Annotated in this window: 9 protein-coding genes; 4 read left to right on the forward strand and 5 right to left on the reverse strand. The window is 69.2% G+C overall.

Annotated elements, in window-relative coordinates; genetic code table 11:
* Positions 1 to 20: 20 nt before the first annotated feature.
* Entirely contained in the window at positions 21 to 1,430 is a 1,410-nt protein-coding gene (locus ACN22W_RS03640; RefSeq protein WP_193097660.1) for an FAD-binding oxidoreductase, read from the reverse strand.
* A gap of 137 nt (positions 1,431 to 1,567) precedes the next feature.
* Between ACN22W_RS03640 and ACN22W_RS03645 the strand changes: the two genes are divergently transcribed.
* Both ACN22W_RS03645 and hmpA read left to right on the forward strand, forming a co-directional pair.
* Complete coding sequence (locus ACN22W_RS03645; RefSeq protein WP_129513760.1) at positions 1,568 to 2,119, forward strand: cob(I)yrinic acid a,c-diamide adenosyltransferase; 552 nt, start codon at positions 1,568 to 1,570, stop codon at positions 2,117 to 2,119.
* 95 nt (positions 2,120 to 2,214) lie between these two features.
* Positions 2,215 to 3,423 carry an NO-inducible flavohemoprotein gene (hmpA, locus tag ACN22W_RS03650; RefSeq protein ID WP_419686269.1) on the forward strand — a complete coding sequence of 403 codons (1,209 nt, stop codon included), beginning with the start codon at positions 2,215 to 2,217 and terminating at the stop codon, positions 3,421 to 3,423.
* 73 nt (positions 3,424 to 3,496) lie between these two features.
* Here hmpA and aroG read toward each other — a convergent pair whose 3' ends face one another.
* The 4 genes from aroG to ACN22W_RS03670 all read right to left on the reverse strand — a co-directional run bounded on the left by aroG (position 3,497) and on the right by ACN22W_RS03670 (position 11,649).
* A complete protein-coding gene (gene aroG, locus ACN22W_RS03655; RefSeq protein WP_046544980.1) occupies positions 3,497 to 4,570 on the reverse strand; it encodes a 3-deoxy-7-phosphoheptulonate synthase AroG in 1,074 nt (357 codons plus the stop codon).
* A gap of 445 nt (positions 4,571 to 5,015) precedes the next feature.
* The gene (tldD, locus tag ACN22W_RS03660; RefSeq protein ID WP_419686271.1) at positions 5,016 to 6,482 is read right to left on the reverse strand and encodes a metalloprotease TldD; all 1,467 of its coding nucleotides are present in this window, start codon (positions 6,480 to 6,482) and stop codon (positions 5,016 to 5,018) included.
* 85 nt (positions 6,483 to 6,567) lie between these two features.
* A complete protein-coding gene (locus tag ACN22W_RS03665; protein WP_048242938.1) occupies positions 6,568 to 7,395 on the reverse strand; it encodes a carbon-nitrogen hydrolase family protein in 828 nt (275 codons plus the stop codon).
* 63 nt (positions 7,396 to 7,458) lie between these two features.
* Positions 7,459 to 11,649, reverse strand: a complete 4,191-nt coding sequence (locus tag ACN22W_RS03670) for a YhdP family protein (RefSeq protein ID WP_419686272.1) — start codon at positions 11,647 to 11,649, stop codon at positions 7,459 to 7,461.
* A gap of 230 nt (positions 11,650 to 11,879) precedes the next feature.
* Between ACN22W_RS03670 and glnE the strand changes: the two genes are divergently transcribed.
* Together glnE and ACN22W_RS03680 are read left to right on the forward strand one after the other, a co-directional pair.
* On the forward strand, positions 11,880 to 14,669 hold the full coding sequence (gene glnE / locus ACN22W_RS03675; protein WP_419686274.1) for a bifunctional [glutamate--ammonia ligase]-adenylyl-L-tyrosine phosphorylase/[glutamate--ammonia-ligase] adenylyltransferase: 2,790 nt from the start codon (positions 11,880 to 11,882) through the stop codon (positions 14,667 to 14,669).
* A gap of 143 nt (positions 14,670 to 14,812) precedes the next feature.
* Positions 14,813 to 17,089, forward strand: coding sequence for a carbohydrate-binding protein (locus tag ACN22W_RS03680; RefSeq protein ID WP_419686276.1), 2,277 nt, complete (start codon positions 14,813 to 14,815; stop codon positions 17,087 to 17,089).
* The last annotated feature ends 25 nt before the right edge of the window (positions 17,090 to 17,114 follow it).

Consider the following 17,114-nt stretch of genomic DNA (forward strand, 5'->3'; position numbering starts at 1 on the left):
CGCGACGTCGCGCCGCCGTCTCAGCACGTGAAAATCTTGCCGGGATTCATCAGGTTGCGCGGATCGAGCGCGAGCTTGATCGCGCGCATCGTGTCGATCGCGTTGTCGCCGTGCTCCTTCGGCAGGAAGCGCATCTTGTGCAGCCCGACGCCGTGCTCGCCCGTGCAGGTGCCGCCTAGGCGCAGCGCGCGCTCGACGATCCGGTCGTTGATGTGCTCGGCTTCGGCGAGTTCCTCGGGCTTGTCGGGGTCGATCAGGATCGCGACGTGGAAATTGCCGTCGCCGACGTGGCCGACGATCGGGCAGGGCAGCGACGACGCGCGCAGGTCGACTTCGGTTTCCTCGACGCATGCGGCGAGCTGCGAGATCGGCACGCAGACGTCGGTCGTCACCGCGCGGCAGCCGGGTTTCAGCTGCAGCATCGCGAAGTACGCGTTGTGGCGCGCGGCCCAGAGCCGGCTGCGGTCTTCGGGGCGGGTCGCCCATTCGAAGCCCTGGCCGTTGTTCTCGCCGGCCAGCGCCTGCACGAGCTCGGCCTGTTCCTTGACGGAGGCCTCGGTGCCGTGGAATTCGAAGAACAACGTCGGCGCTTCGGTGAGCGTCAGGTTCGAGTGGCGGTTGATCGAGCGCACGGCGAGCGAATCGACGAATTCGACGCGAGCGATCGGCACGCCGATCTGGATCGTCTCGATCACGGTGCGCACCGCGTCGCCCATCGTCGGGAACGTGCAGATCGCGGCCGATACGGCTTCGGGCAGCGGGTGCAGGCGCAGCGTGATCTCGGTGATCACGCCGAGCGTGCCTTCGGAGCCGACGAACAGGCGCGTGAGGTCATAACCGGCCGACGACTTGCGCGCGCGCGAGCCCGTTTTCACGACGCGGCCGTCGGCGAGCACCGCGGTCAAGCCGAGCACGTTCTCGCGCATCGTGCCGTAGCGCACGGCGTTGGTGCCCGATGCGCGGGTCGCGGTCATCCCGCCGATGCTGGCGTCGGCGCCCGGGTCGATCGGGAAGAACAGCCCGGTGTCGCGCAGCGCTTCGTTGAGCGCCTTGCGCGTGATGCCCGGCTCGACCGTCACGGTCAGGTCTTCGGCGTTGATCGACAGCACGCGGTTCATTTCCGACAGGTCGAGCGAGATGCCGCCGCGCACCGCGAGCAGGTGGCCTTCGAGCGACGAGCCGGCACCATACGGGATCAGCGGTACGCTGTAGAGCGAGCACAGCGACACGGCTTCGCGCACGTCGTCGGCGCTGCGGGCGAATACGACGGCGTCGGGCAATTGCGGATCGAACGGCGATTCGTCGCGGCCGTGGTGGGCGCGGACCGCGTCGGCGGTCGATACGCGTTCGCCGAAGGCGGCGCGCAGCGCATCGAGCATGGCGGGGGGCAGCGGGCGGCGCGTGACGGCCGGCGGGGCGGGGTGATTCACGAATGTCTCCTGGCTGCTTGTCGAACTTTCGGCTCATTCTACGCCGTAACGCCCGCTGCGCCCGCCGCCGCGGGCTGCGATAATCGCGTTCCAAACCAAGCGGGCTGCATCGCGGCCGCGCATGACAGGAGATTCGCATGGGCAACCGCTTGAGCAAGATCGCCACGCGCACCGGCGACGACGGCACCACCGGCCTCGGCGACGGACGGCGCATCGGCAAGGACGACGCGCGGATCGCGGCGATCGGCGACGTCGACGAACTGAATTCGAACCTCGGCGTGCTGCTCGCCGAGACGCTGCCGGACGACGTGCGCACGGCGCTCGTCACGATCCAGCACGACCTGTTCGATCTTGGCGGCGAGCTGTGCATCCCCGGCCATGCGGTGCTCGACGACACGCATCTCGCGCGTCTCGACCAGTGGCTCGCCGACTACAACGCGACGCTGCCGCCGCTGAAGGAATTCATCCTGCCGGCCGGTTCGCGCGCGGCGTCGCTCGCGCACGTGTGCCGGACCGTATGCCGCCGCGCTGAGCGCTCGATCGTCGCGCTCGGGCGCACCGACACGCTCAACGATGCGCCGCGGCGTTACGTGAACCGGCTGTCGGACCTGCTGTTCGTACTGGCGCGCGTGCTGAACCGCGCCGGCGGCGGGGCGGACGTGCTGTGGGAGCGCGGGCGCGTCCGCTAGCGCGCCGCGGCCCTTTTTGCGCACTGCGACAATTTGCCCGGGGAACGTCCTTTTTTAAACATGTATCGTATGTGCATGTTTAACGGAGAACGAACATGACCCACATCACCGCTGACCAGATGGCCCGTGTGAAGGCCACCGCCCCCGTCCTTGCCGAGCACGGCACGACGATCACGAAGCACTTCTACCAGCGCATGTTCGCGCGTCATCCGGAACTGAAGAACCTGTTCAACCAGACGCACCAGAAGACCGGCAGCCAGCCCGAGACGCTCGCGAAGGCCGTCTACGCGTATGCGGCGAACATCGACAACCTCGGCGCGCTGGGCGGGGCGGTATCGCACATCGCGCACAAGCACGCGAGCCTGAACATCCGCCCCGAGCACTACCCGATCGTCGGCGAGAACCTGCTCGCGTCGATCGTCGAAGTGCTCGGCGACGCGGTCGATGCCGAAACGCTCGAAGCCTGGCGCGTCGCGTACGGCCAGCTCGCGCAGATCCTGATCGGCGCCGAGGCCGACCTGTACGCGGGCGCCGCATGGAGCGGCTTCCGTCCGTTCAAGGTGGCGCGCAAGGTGCGCGAGAGCGACGAGATCACGTCGTTCTACCTGAGCCCGGCCGATGGCGGCACGGCGCCGACCTTCGAACCGGGTCAGTACATCACGGTGAAGCGCTTCGTCGGCGATCTCGGCGTCGACCAGCCGCGCCAGTACAGCCTGTCCGATGCGCCGCACGGCAAGTGGCTGCGCATCTCGGTGAAGCGCGAGGCCGGCACGCCGGAAGCGATCCCGGCCGGCAAGGTGTCGACGCTGATGCATGACGGCGTGGAGGAGGGTGCGATCGTCGAGGCGACCGCGCCGATGGGTGAATTCTCGCTGAAGCGGGGCGTCGAGACGCCGGTCGTGCTGATCTCGGGCGGCGTCGGCCTGACGCCGATGGTGTCGATGGCATCGACGCTGGTCGACGAAGGCAGCACGCGCGACGTGCGGTTCGTCCACGCCTGCCGCTCCGGCGCGGTGCATGCGTTCCGCGACTGGCTGAACGATACGGCGCGCGAGCATGCGAACGTCAGGCGCACGGTGCTGTACGAACTGGTCGGCCCGAACGATCGCGCCGGCATCGACCACGACGTCGAAGGGCGGCTCACGCCGGAACGCGTGAAGGCATTCGCGCTGGTGCCGGACGCCGACTACTACATCTGCGGCCCGATCGCGTTCATGAAGGCGCAGCGCGACGCGCTGGTCGCGCTCGGCGTCGCGCCGGAACGCGTGAATACCGAGATCTTCGGTTCGGGCGCGCTCGAGTGATGGGCCGACGGACGATTTCCGGCCAATAAAAAAGCCCGGCGCGAGCCGGGCTTTTTTCGTTGCGACGCCGCGATCAGTTGCCGCTGCCGCGCGTCACGCGGCGCGCCTTGACCGATTCCGCGAGGCCTTCGAGCACCTTCACGCTGTCGTCCCACGCGATGCACGCGTCGGTGATGCTCTGGCCATAGGTCAGCTCGCAGCCTTCCTTCAGGTCCTGACGGCCTTCGACGAGGTGCGACTCGATCATCACGCCGACGATGCGCGCGTCGCCGGCCGCGATCTGGCGGCCGATGTCGGCGCAGACGGGGATCTGGTTCTCGTGCTTCTTCGAGCTGTTCGCGTGGCTCGCGTCGATCATCAGGCGCGCAGCGAGGCCAGCCTTGCCGATGTCCGCGCACGCGGCGTTCACGCTGTCCGCGTCGTAGTTCGGCGCCTTGCCGCCGCGCAGGATCACGTGGCAGTCCTCGTTGCCGGCCGTCGACACGATCGCCGAATGGCCACCCTTCGTCACCGACAGGAAATGGTGCGGCTGCGACGCGGCCTTGATCGCGTCGACCGCGATCTTCACGTTGCCGTCGGTGCCGTTCTTGAAGCCGACCGGGCACGACAGCCCCGACGCGAGCTCGCGGTGCACCTGCGACTCGGTCGTGCGTGCACCGATCGCGCCCCACGAGATCAGGTCGGCGATGTACTGCGGGCTGATCATGTCGAGGTATTCGGTCGCGGCCGGCAGCCCCATCTCGTTGATCTGCAGCAGCAGCTCGCGCGCGGTGCGCAGCCCTTCGTTGATCTTGAAGCTGTTGTCGAGGTGCGGATCGTTGATCAGCCCCTTCCAGCCGACCGTCGTGCGCGGCTTCTCGAAGTACACGCGCATCACGATTTCCAGTTCGCCCTTGAAGCGCTCGCGCTCCTTCACGAGCCGGCCCGCGTACTCGATCGCCGCCTTCGTATCGTGGATCGAGCACGGCCCGACCACGACGATCAGCCGATCGTCCATCCCGTGCAGGATGCGGTGCATCGACTGGCGCGAGTTGTAGATCAGCTCGGACGCGGCTTCGGAGCACGCGAATTCGCGGATCAGGTGGGCGGGCGGCGTCAGTTCCTTGAGTTCGCGAATGCGGACGTCGTCGGTATTGTGCGGGGGCATGCTGTTTCTCCTATGTCGACCGGAGTTAGCGCTTTAGCGGTTACTCCGGACCCATGCAAAGCGGTTGAGGGCGCCGTTCGGTCAGTGCGCGTGCGGCAGATTCATCAATTCAAGCGATTCAGTGGTGTCGGTCGGGGCCGCGGGACGCTGCGGCGGCGACCGGGTGGCGAAGGGCGAAAAAAAACCGCCGGGTTCGCCGGCGGTTTTTTCGGGAATTTCGGTTGCGCTTTACGCGCCATCAACCCTCTCGATCCGCCAGCGGTCTGAGATACCAAAAAAAGTAAAAGTAAAACTTGGCGGACATGACGGGGATTCAGTTCGTCAAAAAAAGTTGATTCGGAATTTATACCCCGTCGCCGTGCGGCTGGCAACCGGGAAACGTCGAAAATGCGGAAAATCCGCGCGTTTTCTTCAAAATGCGCGGATTATCTGCGCCGCGATGCGGTTATGCCGTACCGCCAACCGTCATCTTGTCGATCCGCAGGGTCGGCTGGCCGACGCCGACCGGCACGCTCTGGCCTTCCTTGCCGCACACGCCGACGCCCGTGTCGAGCGACATGTCGTTGCCGATCATGCTCACGTACTTCAGCGATTCCGGGCCGCTGCCGATCAGCGTCGCACCCTTCACCGGGTAGGTGATCTTGCCGTTCTCGATCATGTACGCCTCGGACGCCGAGAACACGAACTTGCCGTTCGTGATGTCGACCTGGCCGCCGCCGAAGTTCACCGCGTACAGGCCGTTCTTCACCGACGCGATGATTTCCTGCGGATCCTTGTCGCCGTTCAGCATGTACGTGTTCGTCATGCGCGGCATCGGCAGCGCCGCATACGACTCGCGCCGCGCGTTGCCCGTGACCGGCATCTTCATCAGGCGCGCGTTCAGCGTGTCCTGGATGTAGCCCTTCAGGATGCCGTCCTCGATCAGCGTCGTGCACTGCGTCGGGTTGCCTTCGTCGTCGATGTTCAGCGACCCGCGGCGGTTCGGCAGCGTGCCGTCGTCGACGACGGTCACGCCCTTGGCCGCGACCCGCTCGCCGATCCGGCCGGCGAATGCCGACGAACCCTTGCGGTTGAAATCGCCTTCGAGGCCGTGGCCGATCGCCTCGTGCAGCAGCACGCCCGGCCAGCCCGGCCCGAGCACGACCGTCATCGCGCCGGCCGGCGCGGGGCGTGCGTCGAGATTGACGAGCGCCGCATGCACGGCGTCGTCGACGTAGCGCGACAGCACTTCATCGGTGAAGTAGCCGTAGTCGAAGCGGCCGCCGCCGCCGCTGGAGCCGATCTCGCGGCGGCCGTTCTGCTCGGCGATCACCGTGACCGACACGCGCACGAGCGGGCGGATGTCGGCCGCGAGCGCGCCGTCGCTGCGCGCGACGAGCACGACGTCGTATTCGCCGGCGAGGCCCGCCATCACCTGCGTGACGCGCGGGTCGCGCCCGCGTGCCATCTGCTCGATGCGCTCGAGCAGCTTGACCTTGGCCGTCGCGTCGAGCGACGCGAGCGGATCGGACGGCAGGTACAGGTCGCGACCGGAGATGCCCTTCAGCGACGTCGCGGCCTTGATCTTCTGGCGGCCGCCGCCGGCCGCCGCGATCGCCTTGGTGGCGGCAGCGGCCTGCGCGATCGCTTCGGGCGACAGGTCGTCCGAGTACGCAAAAGCGGTGCGGTCGCCCGCGACCGCCCGCACGCCGACGCCCTGGTCGATGCTGAAGCTGCCCGACTTGACGATGCCTTCCTCGAGGCTCCACGCTTCGCTGCGGGTCGCCTGGAAGTACAGGTCGGCATAGTCGACGCGATGCGTGAAGATGTCGGCGATCGTGCGCGTGAGCAGGCTTTCGTCGAGGCCGTACGGCGTGAGCAGGATGTCCTTCGCCAGCGCGAGGTTGCGGATGCCGGGTTCGATGATGTTCATGCGGATATCGGGATTTCTCAAAAAGTTGTCGGGTGCTTCTGGGCAGATGGGTTGGCCGCGCGGTGTTTCAAGCGGCAAAGCGGATTCAGGTCAGCACGCGGTGCCGCCACGCGGGCAGGCTCTGGCGCACGTCGGCGATACGCTGCGGATCGATCGCGCCGAGCACGACGCTTGCGCCCACGTCGCGGACCGCGACGATCTCGCCCCACGGGTCGATCAGCATGCTGTGGCCCCAGGTGCGCCGGCCGTTCTCGTGCTTGCCGCCCTGCGCGGCCGCGAGCACGTAGCACTGGTTCTCGACGGCCCGCGCGCGCAGCAGCGTTTCCCAGTGCGCACGGCCCGTCGTATACGTAAACGCCGACGGTACGACGATCATCGCGCAGTCGCCCATCCTGCGATACAGCTCCGGAAAGCGCAGATCGTAACAGACCGACAGGCCGACCCGCCCGAACGGCGCGTCGAACGCGACGACCGTATCGCCCGCACGGATCGTGCGCGCTTCGTCGAACGACTCGTCGCCTTTCTCGAAGTTGAACAGGTGGATCTTGTCGTAGCGCGCGGCTTCGTTGCCGGACGGATCGAACACGAGCGTGGTGTTCAGCACGCGATCGGGCTCGGGCGCCTTCAGCGGCAGCGTGCCGCCGATCACCCAGATGCCGTGGCGCCGCGCGGTGTCCGCGAGGAAGCGCTGGATCGGGCCATCCTGATAGGGTTCGGCAAGCGCGAGCTTGTCGGTGTCGCGGTGGCCCATGAAGCAGAAATACTCGGGCAGCAGCACGAGCTGCGCGCCTTCGCCGGCCGCTTCCGCGATCAGGCGGCGGGCTTCGGCGAGATTGCGCGCGACGTCCGGCGTGCTCACCATCTGCAGCGCGGCAACCCGAAAGGGTGTAGCGGAACGGGTGTGGTCGGTCATCGCGGGATCGGTTGCGTCATAAATGGGGTGCGGCCCGGCACCGTGCGCGGTTCGACGCGCGGCTCATTGGTTCACCGCATCGGCGGGACCGTGATTTATCTTACCCTGATCGCTCCGCACCCGCTCGATGTGCGGGTGCGCCCATGAACCCGTGATCGCGTAGTCGAGCGCGAACGCGTGCGACAGCGTCTCCGACAGCGCGTAGTTCGCGGCCAGTACGCCGACGCCGAGCAGCGGATTGATGATCGCGGCCGCGATCGCCGCCGTGCCGGCGCCGATCTTCGGTGCGACGTGCGCGTGCAGGTCCTGCGTCTCGTGGCCGAGGTCGACCGCGCCGCGTACCGTCACGTTCGCGGGCGCCGTCGTCATCGAGAAGTCGTCGGTGCGCGCGATCCCGTTCGAGATCCGGCCGGTGCCCGTGATCTTGTCGAACGGCAGCCCCTTGCCGACCACGTCGCGGAAATTCAGCGTCAGGAAGCGCGCGAGGCTTTGCAGGCTCAGCACGCCGAGGAGTTTCGCCGCGCCCGGATCGACTTTCAGGATCTGCCCGTGTTCGAGGTCGAGCGCGACCTGGCCGCCGAGCGACGGGAAGTCGAGCGCGGTCGGGCCGCCGCGCCAGCCGACCTTGCCCGTGACCGAGCCGTGACCGTCCGCGAGCGTGCGCGGCAGGCCGACGCGGTCGAGCAGCGCGCCCGCGTTGTCGATGTCGAGCTTGAAGTCGAACACGGTGCGGCGCGGCGCGTCGTTTTCGTCGGCGAGCGCGCGGCGCGACGTGCGCCAGTTGCCGGTCGCCGTCAGCTTCGCGGCCGGGTTCGACAGTTCCAGCTTGTCGAGCTGCCACACGGGCGTGCCGTCCTCGTCGATGTTGCGCGCGTTGACGACCAGACGGCCGATGTCGTGATTGCGCGCGACCACTTGATCGACGATCAGGTCGATCGATGGCATCGGGCGGTCGGTCGGCGTCGGCAGGTTCATCGCGCGGCCGACGAGGTCGTGCTGCGCGCTGTCCGGGATCACGAGCTTCGCGAGCCGCGCGTTCAGCACACCCGCACCGTTGTGGCCGCCGCCCGGCGCCCACGACAGGTAGCCCGACACCTGGTTCGACGCGATGTTCGCCTGCCACAGCTCGTCGATGTGCGACGCGCCGACGATCACGTTTTCCCAGTTGCGCTTGAGCAGCTTCAGCGTGCCGAAGTGGAACGCGAAACGCTTCGGCGCGAAGCTCGCGAAATCGACGCGCGGCGCGGCCGGCGGCTCCGGCGCGCGCGGCGTCGCGGGCTGCAGCGTGTGGGCGAGCGCGAGCCACGCGTCGGCGTCCAGTTCGTCGCCGTCGACGGCCGCGCTCACGCCGTCCTGCGGCATGTCGGGCATCCGGTGGATGCCCATCGCGCCGCGCACCGCGCGCAGCGGCTGGCCGCGCGTCGCATCGAGCAGGTAGGTCGCGGATACGGGGCCGAGCGTCAGGTCGGCGTGTTCGAGGCGCTTGCCGTCCGCCTGCGGCGCCGGCTGCAGCGTGAAGCTGAACGGCATCGGCGTGCCGGCCGGTTTCGCGAACGGCGCCGGGAAATTCAGTGCGACGCCCGTCAGGTCGGAATGCGCGCTGATGTCGGGCAGGCGGCCCGGCGCGCCGCGTACGGCGAGCTTGTACGGTGCGTCGCCGACCACGTGCTCGAGCAGCGCGGCGGCCGGGCCGTGCAGGTTCAGGCCGCGCGCGGCGTCGAGCGCGAGCCGGCCGTCGACGTCCACCGTGTACGGGCCGTGCGACTGGAAGGTGCCGTTTGCGTGCACCGGGCCACCGAGGAAGCGCCCCGACAGGTCGTGCAGCGACGCGCCGGCCTCGGTGAACCGGACGCTGCCGCGCAGCGCCGACAACGGCGGCACGCCGCTGGTCGACAGCGTGTTGCCGCCGAACGCGAGTGCGCCTTCGATGTGCGTATGCGGATGCGCGACGTGCTGCGGAATCGTGATCTTGAGCCCGAGCGACGCAGGCCCCTGCGCATCGATCCGCTGGCCGATATGCCCGCTCATCGTGCCGAGCGAGCTGTTGTCCGCGTAGTCGATCAGGTCGGCGAGCGGGCCCTGCGCATGGCCGTCGATGACGAGCGGCGAGTGGGTCGGATTGCCGAGATCGTCGATGCGGCCGGCGACCTTCGTCAGCGCGACGCGCTTGTAGTGCGCGCGGTCGATGTCGAAGCGCAGCTTGTTCTGCGCGAGCTCGAACTTGCCGTCGATCCCGTCGAGCGCCGGCCAGACGCTCGGCGTGCCGTTCGCGAGCTTGCGCGGCGGGTACGGCGTTGGCTCGAAGCGACCGCCGGTGAACGGCGCGACGATGTGGAACACGCCGGCGTCCGGCTCGTGTTCGAACGGGAATTTCTCGAGCGGACCGCGGGCGACGATCGACGCGCCCTTGGTCACCGTGCCGTCCTGCAGCGCGTGGCCGAGATAGTCGCGCAGGTGCTCGGACATCCCGGTCGGCAGGTAGCGCGGAATGCGCGCCACCGACGCGCGTGCGAACTCGGCGCGCAGGTCGAGCGAGCCGCGGCCGTGGCCGGGGTTCGTGTACGAGCCCGACACCGCGATTTCGGCATCGGGGTTCGAGACGAGCAGGTCGGGCAGCGTCACGTCGACGCGTGCATGCTTGTCGCCGGGCGCGGGCGTGATCGCCCATTTGACGTTGCCGCGCAGCCGGTCGAACGTCAGGCGCGGCTCGTCGAACTCGCCGGGCACCGTGACGGCCGCGTTGACCGTGTCGAAATGCGCGGTGCCGCCCGTCTCGCTCGCGTCGACGCGGCCCCACAGGTTCTCGATGCCCGGCCAGCCGGCGCGCGGATGGCCGCGCGGCGACAGGCCGGGCGGCGGCTCCTGCGCGGCGAAGCTGAGGCCTTGCAGATCGCCGAGGAAGCGGTAGCGGACGATCGGCGCGGCGCCGGTGCGGCGCTCCTCTTCCGCGAGGTCGGCCCGCGCGGGTTTCGCGCGCTCGACTTCGATCTGGTAGTTCGCCATCATCCCGCGCGGGTCGATCTTGATCAGTTCGTTGCGCAGGCGTGCAGGCAGCGGCAGGCCGCGAATGAATTCGCTGAGGATGCCGAGATCGACGCGGTCGCCGACGACGCTGATCAGCTGCCCCTGGGTCGCCGTCGGCACGCGGTAACGGGCCGTCAGCGTCGACAGCGCGAGCGAGCGGGCGAGCGGCGTGCCGTCGTCGAGCGGCGGCTGGCCGAGTTCCGCATGGAAGCGCGACAGGTGCAGCGTGTAGTCGTGCCCCGTGTCCATTGCCATGTCCCAGCCGAATCCGACCACCGGCACGTCGAGCCGCGGCTGCGTCGGCCGCACGCGCAGCGTGACGTCGGCGCCCTGCAGGTCGCCGCCCGCCGAGCGCAGCCGGCCGTCGCGGAAGGTCGCCCAGATCGCGTTGTCGATTCGGCCTGCATGGATCGTGAGCGGGATGTCGAGGTAACGGGCGAGCGTCTGCAGATCGACGGGGCCGGTCGACAGGTACGCGTCGCCGGTCCAGTTGGACGGCTTGCCGACCGGCGCGAGCGCCTTGTGCGTGAAGCGCGCGCGGAAATCGAGCGGGCCGAGCAGCAGCGTGCCGTTCGCGGGCGCCTGCAGTGCGGCCCGGTGTACGCGGCCGTTGTTGAGCACCGCGATCCGGATGCCCGACAGCACGAGCTCCGGCGCGTCGTGCTGCGCGTCGCGCCAGCGCAGCGTGCCGCCGCGCAGCACGATCGCTTCCTGCTTCAGCAGCCAGGTACCGAACGTGTCGTTGCCGCCGTGGGTGGTCGCCACGCCGACGCCCGCGATGCTCAGCGAGCCGTCGGCGGCGCGCGCGACGACGAGGTCGGGCTGGTCGACGATCAGGCTCGACAGCGCGGGCGACAGCCGCAGCAGCGACATCCACGACAGCGCGGCGGTCGCATGCGGCACCGACAGCGCGATCTTGCCGTCACGGCCGCGGATCGTCAGGTTCGTGAGTTCGACGCCCGGCTGCATGCCGGACCAGTTCGGGGAAAGCTTGCCGATCGAAAGCTGCGCGTGGAGCTTGTCGGACACGAGGCGCTCGATGCGCGGGCGGAATTCGTCGATGCGGGGCAGCAGCACATAGCGCAGCCCGAGGAACGCGCCGGACGCAACGAAGTAGGTGCCGATCCCGACTGCCAGCGTCACCTTGAACACGCGACGCAGGACCGGATGATCGTGCTTCGGAGGTCCCGCTTCGGGCGCAGCTACGGCGGATTCCTGACGGTCGGACATGCGGCGGACGGGCGGCGATATGGTAGTTTTGCAGACTGACGTTGAAATGTATCACACGGGTTCGTGCCGGCGGCCGTTGCGGCAGTGCGGCACGGGCTTTCCGGCGCGCGGTTTCGCGACGGACGCACGGGCGTCCCGCGATGCCGCGCCGAGTCCATGGGGCCTGTCGGCAGCGGCGCGCGCACGCGTTTGCCCGCGCCGGCCGGCCTTACCGCCAGGCCCGCTTCTCGATGACCGACGCTTCCGCCCTGATCAGCACGTCCTATTCCCGTTATATCGCCCGCGCGGCCGCCGCGCGGCCCGCGCTGGCCGAACAGGTCGCCGCGTGGGCCGCCGCGCCGCTCACCCGCGCGCAGCTCGACGCGCGCCTCACCGAACTGCTCGCGATGCCGGCCGGCGCGGCCGCGCCGACCGAGGAGCAACTGAAGCGCGCGCTGCGGCAACTGCGCGCCGAGGCGTTCGGCGCGGTCGCGGAGCGCGACCTGCGCGGGCTGGCGGACGTCGCCGAGGTGACCGGCGCGATGACCGATCTCGCCGAAGTGGCCGTGCAGCGCTCGCTCGCGCTGCTGTCGGCTGAACTCGAGGCGCTGTACGGCGAGCCGCGCGGCGCCGACGGCCAGCGCGTCGTGCTCGGCGTGGTCGGGATGGGCAAGCTCGGCGGCCGCGAACTGAACGTGTCGTCGGACATCGACCTGATCTTCGTCTACGAGGACGACGGCGAGACGACCGGCGGCGCGCGCGCGCCGCTGTCCACGCAGGAATACTTCACGCGGCTCGGCCGGCGCCTGATCGGCGTGATGTCCGAGGTCACCGCCGACGGCTACGTGTTTCGCGTCGACATGCGGCTGCGTCCGAACGGCGATTCCGGGCCGCTCGTCTGCAGCCTCGGGATGCTCGAGGAATATTTCTACGTGCAGGGGCGCGAGTGGGAGCGCTATGCATGGATCAAGGGGCGGCTCGTATCGGAAGGCGACAGCGACGCGGCGCAGCGGCTCGAGTCGCAGCTCGAGTCGATTGTCAAGCCGTTCGTGTACCGCCGCTATCTCGATTTTGGGGTGATCGGCGCGATCCGTTCGCTGCACCAGCAAATCCGGCAGGAAGCCGCGCGCCGCGCGTCGATGCGGCCCGACAAGGCCGATGACATCAAGCTCGGGCGCGGCGGGATCCGCGAAATCGAATTCAGCGCGCAGGTGTTCCAGCTGATCCGCGGCGGCCAGGACGCGGAATTCCGCGTGCGGCCGACGCTCGCGGTGCTGCGCCATGCGCAGGCGCGCGGGCTGATCGGCGAGGACGTGCGCGCGCGCCTGACCGACGCCTACAACTTCCTGCGCACGCTCGAGCACCGGCTGCAATACCGCAACGACGCGCAGACGCACGCGATGCCGGTCGAGCCCGACGAACGCGCGGCGCTGGCCGCGTCGCTCGGCTTTGCCGACTACGCGGCGCTGATGACGGTGCTGGATGACCACCGGACCTTCGTCGAGGCGCAGTTCCGCCAGATCTTCGCGGACAAGGTGGGCGGCAACCCTTGCGCGGCGGGCGACGATACGGCGGCGGCGTGGATCTGGAGCGGCGCGCTGGCCGACGACGGCGAGGACGACACGCTGGTCGCGCGCCTCGACGGCCTCGGCTTCGCCGATCCGGCCACCGTGCTCGCGCGGCTGCGCGCGATCTGGCAGTCGTCGCGCTACACGGGCTTGCCGGAAAAGAGCCGGCAGCGCTTCGACAGCGTCGCGCAGCGGGCGCTCGAGGCCGCGCCGCGGATCGACGCCGCGCGCCGCGACGACACGATCGTGCGCCTGTTCGACCTGCTCGAGACGGTCAGCCGGCGCGGCGTCTATCTCGCGCTGCTGACCGAATATCCGGCCGCGCTCGACCGCGTGCTGTCGGTGCTCGGCGCGACGCGCTGGGGCGGCGGCTACCTGATCCGCCACCCGCAGCTGCTCGACGAACTGCTCGACGACGAGGCGATCGCGAGCCCGTTCGACTGGCCCGCGTTCAAGGATGCGCTGCGTGCGCGCCTCGCGGCAGCCGACGGCCCCGAGCAGCAGATGGACCTGCTGCGGCATGCGCAGCACGCGGAGGTGTTCCGGATCCTGCTGATCGATCTCGCCGGGCAACTGTCGGTCGAGCATGTGAGCGACCGGCTGTCCGAGCTGGCCGATGCGGTGCTCGACGTGACGATCGAAGTCGTCTGGTCGCAGCTCGCGAAGCGCCATCGCGACGTGCCGAAGTTCGCGGTGATCGCGTACGGCAAGCTGGGCGGCAAGGAGCTCGGCTATGCATCCGATCTCGACCTGATCTTCCTGTACGACGATCCCGACGAGCGCTCGGCGGACGTCTACACGACCTTCACGCGGCGGCTCATCACGTGGCTCACGACGGCGACCGGTGCGGGCGCGCTGTTCGACATCGACCTGCGGCTGCGGCCGAACGGCGAGGCCGGGCTGCTCGTCACCGATCTCGACGCGTTCCGCCGTTACCAGTTGCGCGAGGGCGATGCCGCGAATACCGCGTGGGTGTGGGAGCACCAGGCGCTGACGCGCGCCCGCTACAGCGCGGGCGACGCGCAGATCGGCGCGGACTTCGAGGCGATCCGCCATCAGGTACTGACGACGCCGCGCGACGGGAACGTACTCGCGAAGGAGATCGTCGACATGCGCGGCAAGGTGTTTGCCGGTCACCCGAACCAGACCGAGCTGTTCGACCTGAAGCACGATCGCGGCGGGATGGTCGACATCGAGTTCATCGTCCAGTACTGGGTGCTGCTGCACGCGTCGAGCGACGCCGAGCTGATCCGCAATACCGGCAACATCGCGCTGCTGCGCGAGGTCGCGCGCTTCGGGCTGATGGGCGAGGACGAGGCCGAGCAGGTTGGCGCGGCCTACCGCAAGTACCGGAAGCTGCAGCACAAGCTGCGGCTCGACGGGATGGAAAAGGCGCGGGTCGACCCGGCGACGGTCGCCGGCGAGCGGGCCGCGGTGACGGCGTTGTGGGAGCGGGTGTTCGGCGGCGCGTGACGGCGGCGCGCGGGCCGTCCGGGCCGCGCACCCGAGGCTTTGAGATTCGATTGAGATTGTTTGAGCGGAACGGCCGGCATCGAAAAAATGCGGCTTTCCGTTCAACCGGCACCGCGTGTGCACGAAGCGATCTCGAGCCTATTTTGAAACCGATCCGCCATTCACTTGTCACGACGGCGCTGTCCGCGGCCGTCACGGGACTTTTCTCCGTTGCCGCCCATGCCGCCCATGCCGCCCATGCCGCCCATGCCGCCCATGCCGCCGATGCGGCGCCGACCCCGCTCACGAACCGGTTGCTTGGCGAAGGCCAGTGCCTTGCGTGGCAACCGGGCGGCGACGCGGTCGCCTTCGCCGCGTGCGATGGCAGTGCGGCGCAGGACTGGCAGTTTCAGAAGCAGAGCGGCGGTTATCAGCTGATCCGCAACCGGGCGGCGATCGCGCAGGGAGGCGATCGCTGTCTGCGCGCCCACTCGGACGGCGACGCGGGCCGGGTCACGCTGGGGACCTGCAACGGAGACGGCTACACGTCGATGCGCACCTGGCAGGTCAGCGCCGGCGTCGACGGCAGGATCGTGCTGCGCAACAAGTATCGCGGCGATCTGGGCCGAACCGAAGTGCTGAGCGCGTCGGCCGACAACCGCGACGTGGCGATGCGTCCCGGCACGGGCTTCACACCGGCGTCGACGTTCACCTATCCGCTGCCGCAACCGCTGCCGACCCGGCCGCTTGCCGGCGATAAATCCGTGCTGCTGATGGTCACGCATTTCAACGACTCGAAGCCGGCCGATGCCGACGTCGTGCGCAAGGCCGTGTTCGGCGATGGCGACGACTACGCGTCGCTGCGTCGTTATCTCGAGGTCGCGTCGCGCGGCAAGCTGACGGTTCACGGCGAAACGCTCGACAGCGTCAATCTCGGCGACCGGCCGGCGACCTGCGATTCGGGCGCGATCCGCACGGCCGCGCGCAAAGCGGCGCTCGCGCGTGGCGTGAACCCGGACCAATTCGACTACCTGTTCGTCGACCTGCCGAAAATGAGCAACTGTGGCTGGAGCGGCCTTGCCGCGACGCCGGGCAACTGGATCCTGTCGAACGCGAGCGGCCACGGTTACTGGATGTGGTCGCACGAGTTCGGCCACAACCTCGGCGCGAAGCATCCGGGCTCGCTCGTCGATTGTCCGACGCCGGGCGGCACGGTCGAGGTCGGCGGCGCATGTCGCGCCGGCAAGGTCGACGATCCGTCCGACACGATGGGGGGCGGCGGTCGGCGCCTGTATCCGGCGAGCTACCAGCTGTTCGCCGGCTGGCTCGGCGAAGCCGACGTACCGGAGATTCGCGCCGACGGCACCTACCGGCTTGCCCCGCTGTGGGGCGATGCGCCGGGCGCGAAAGCGTACCGGGTCGCGCGCACCGACGGCTCGACGCTGTGGTTCGAGTTCCGCCAGCCGCTGCGCGGTTTCGACGACTGGAAGGCGGGCGATCCGTTCGTCAACGGCGTGATCGTGCGGACCGTTGCGCACGGCGGCAACGTGCTGACGAACACGCTGGTCGATGCGATGCCCGGCAGCGCGGACGGCATGAAGGACGCGCCGCTGATGCCCGGGCACACGTTGCACGATACGCTGTCGGGCAAGCTCGTCACCGTGAAATCGGTCGGGCCGGACGGCGCGGTGATCGAGGTGAGGAACGACGGCCTGCTGCTGCCGAACGCGGTGGTCACGGGCCCGCAGCAGGCGGACGCGGGCGCGCGGGTCGTGCTGTCGGGCGCGTCATCGGGCGGCGAGCATCTGCGCTACGCATGGAGCGCGCCGGCCGGCATCGACGCGAAGCCGGACGGCGCCGAGCTGCGCTTCGTTGCGCCGGCACTCGAGCAGGACCGCGACTACGCGTTTCGCTTGACCGTCGCCAACGACCACGACTACACGGCGCAGGCGACGCACGTCGTCAAGGTGAAGGCGCAGGAGGTCGTCGCGCCGCCGCGCGCGGCGATCGGCGGACCGGCGTCGGCCGACGGCGGCGCGAGCGTCACGCTGTCCGGCGAGTCGTCGACGGGCAAGGGGCTGAGCTATGCGTGGACGGGGCCGGCCGGCGTGCCGCTCGTGCAGACCGGCGCGGTCGCGACGTTCACCGCGCCGACGGCGGCGGATGAGCGGCGCTACGACTTCAGGCTGGTGGTGACCGATGCGCTGGGCCGCACGTCCGACGCGACCCACCGCGTGACCGTGCACGCATCGGTCGGCGAGGGCGTGGCCGCGTGGGATCCCAGGCAGACCTATGCGCAGCCGTGCCAGAAGGTCAGCCATGCGGGCAAGGTCTGGGCCAACGGCTGGTGGGTGCTGGGCGACGTGCCCGGCACGGGCGGCGAGTGGGCCGCGTGGCGCCCGGTCGGTGCGGCCAACATGCACGAGCAGTGCAAGGGGTAACGTGCGGGCGGCAGGGCGGGCGCGA

It is taken from the genome of Burkholderia theae (assembly GCF_048565265.1).
Classification (GTDB): Bacteria; Pseudomonadota; Gammaproteobacteria; order Burkholderiales; family Burkholderiaceae; genus Burkholderia; species Burkholderia theae.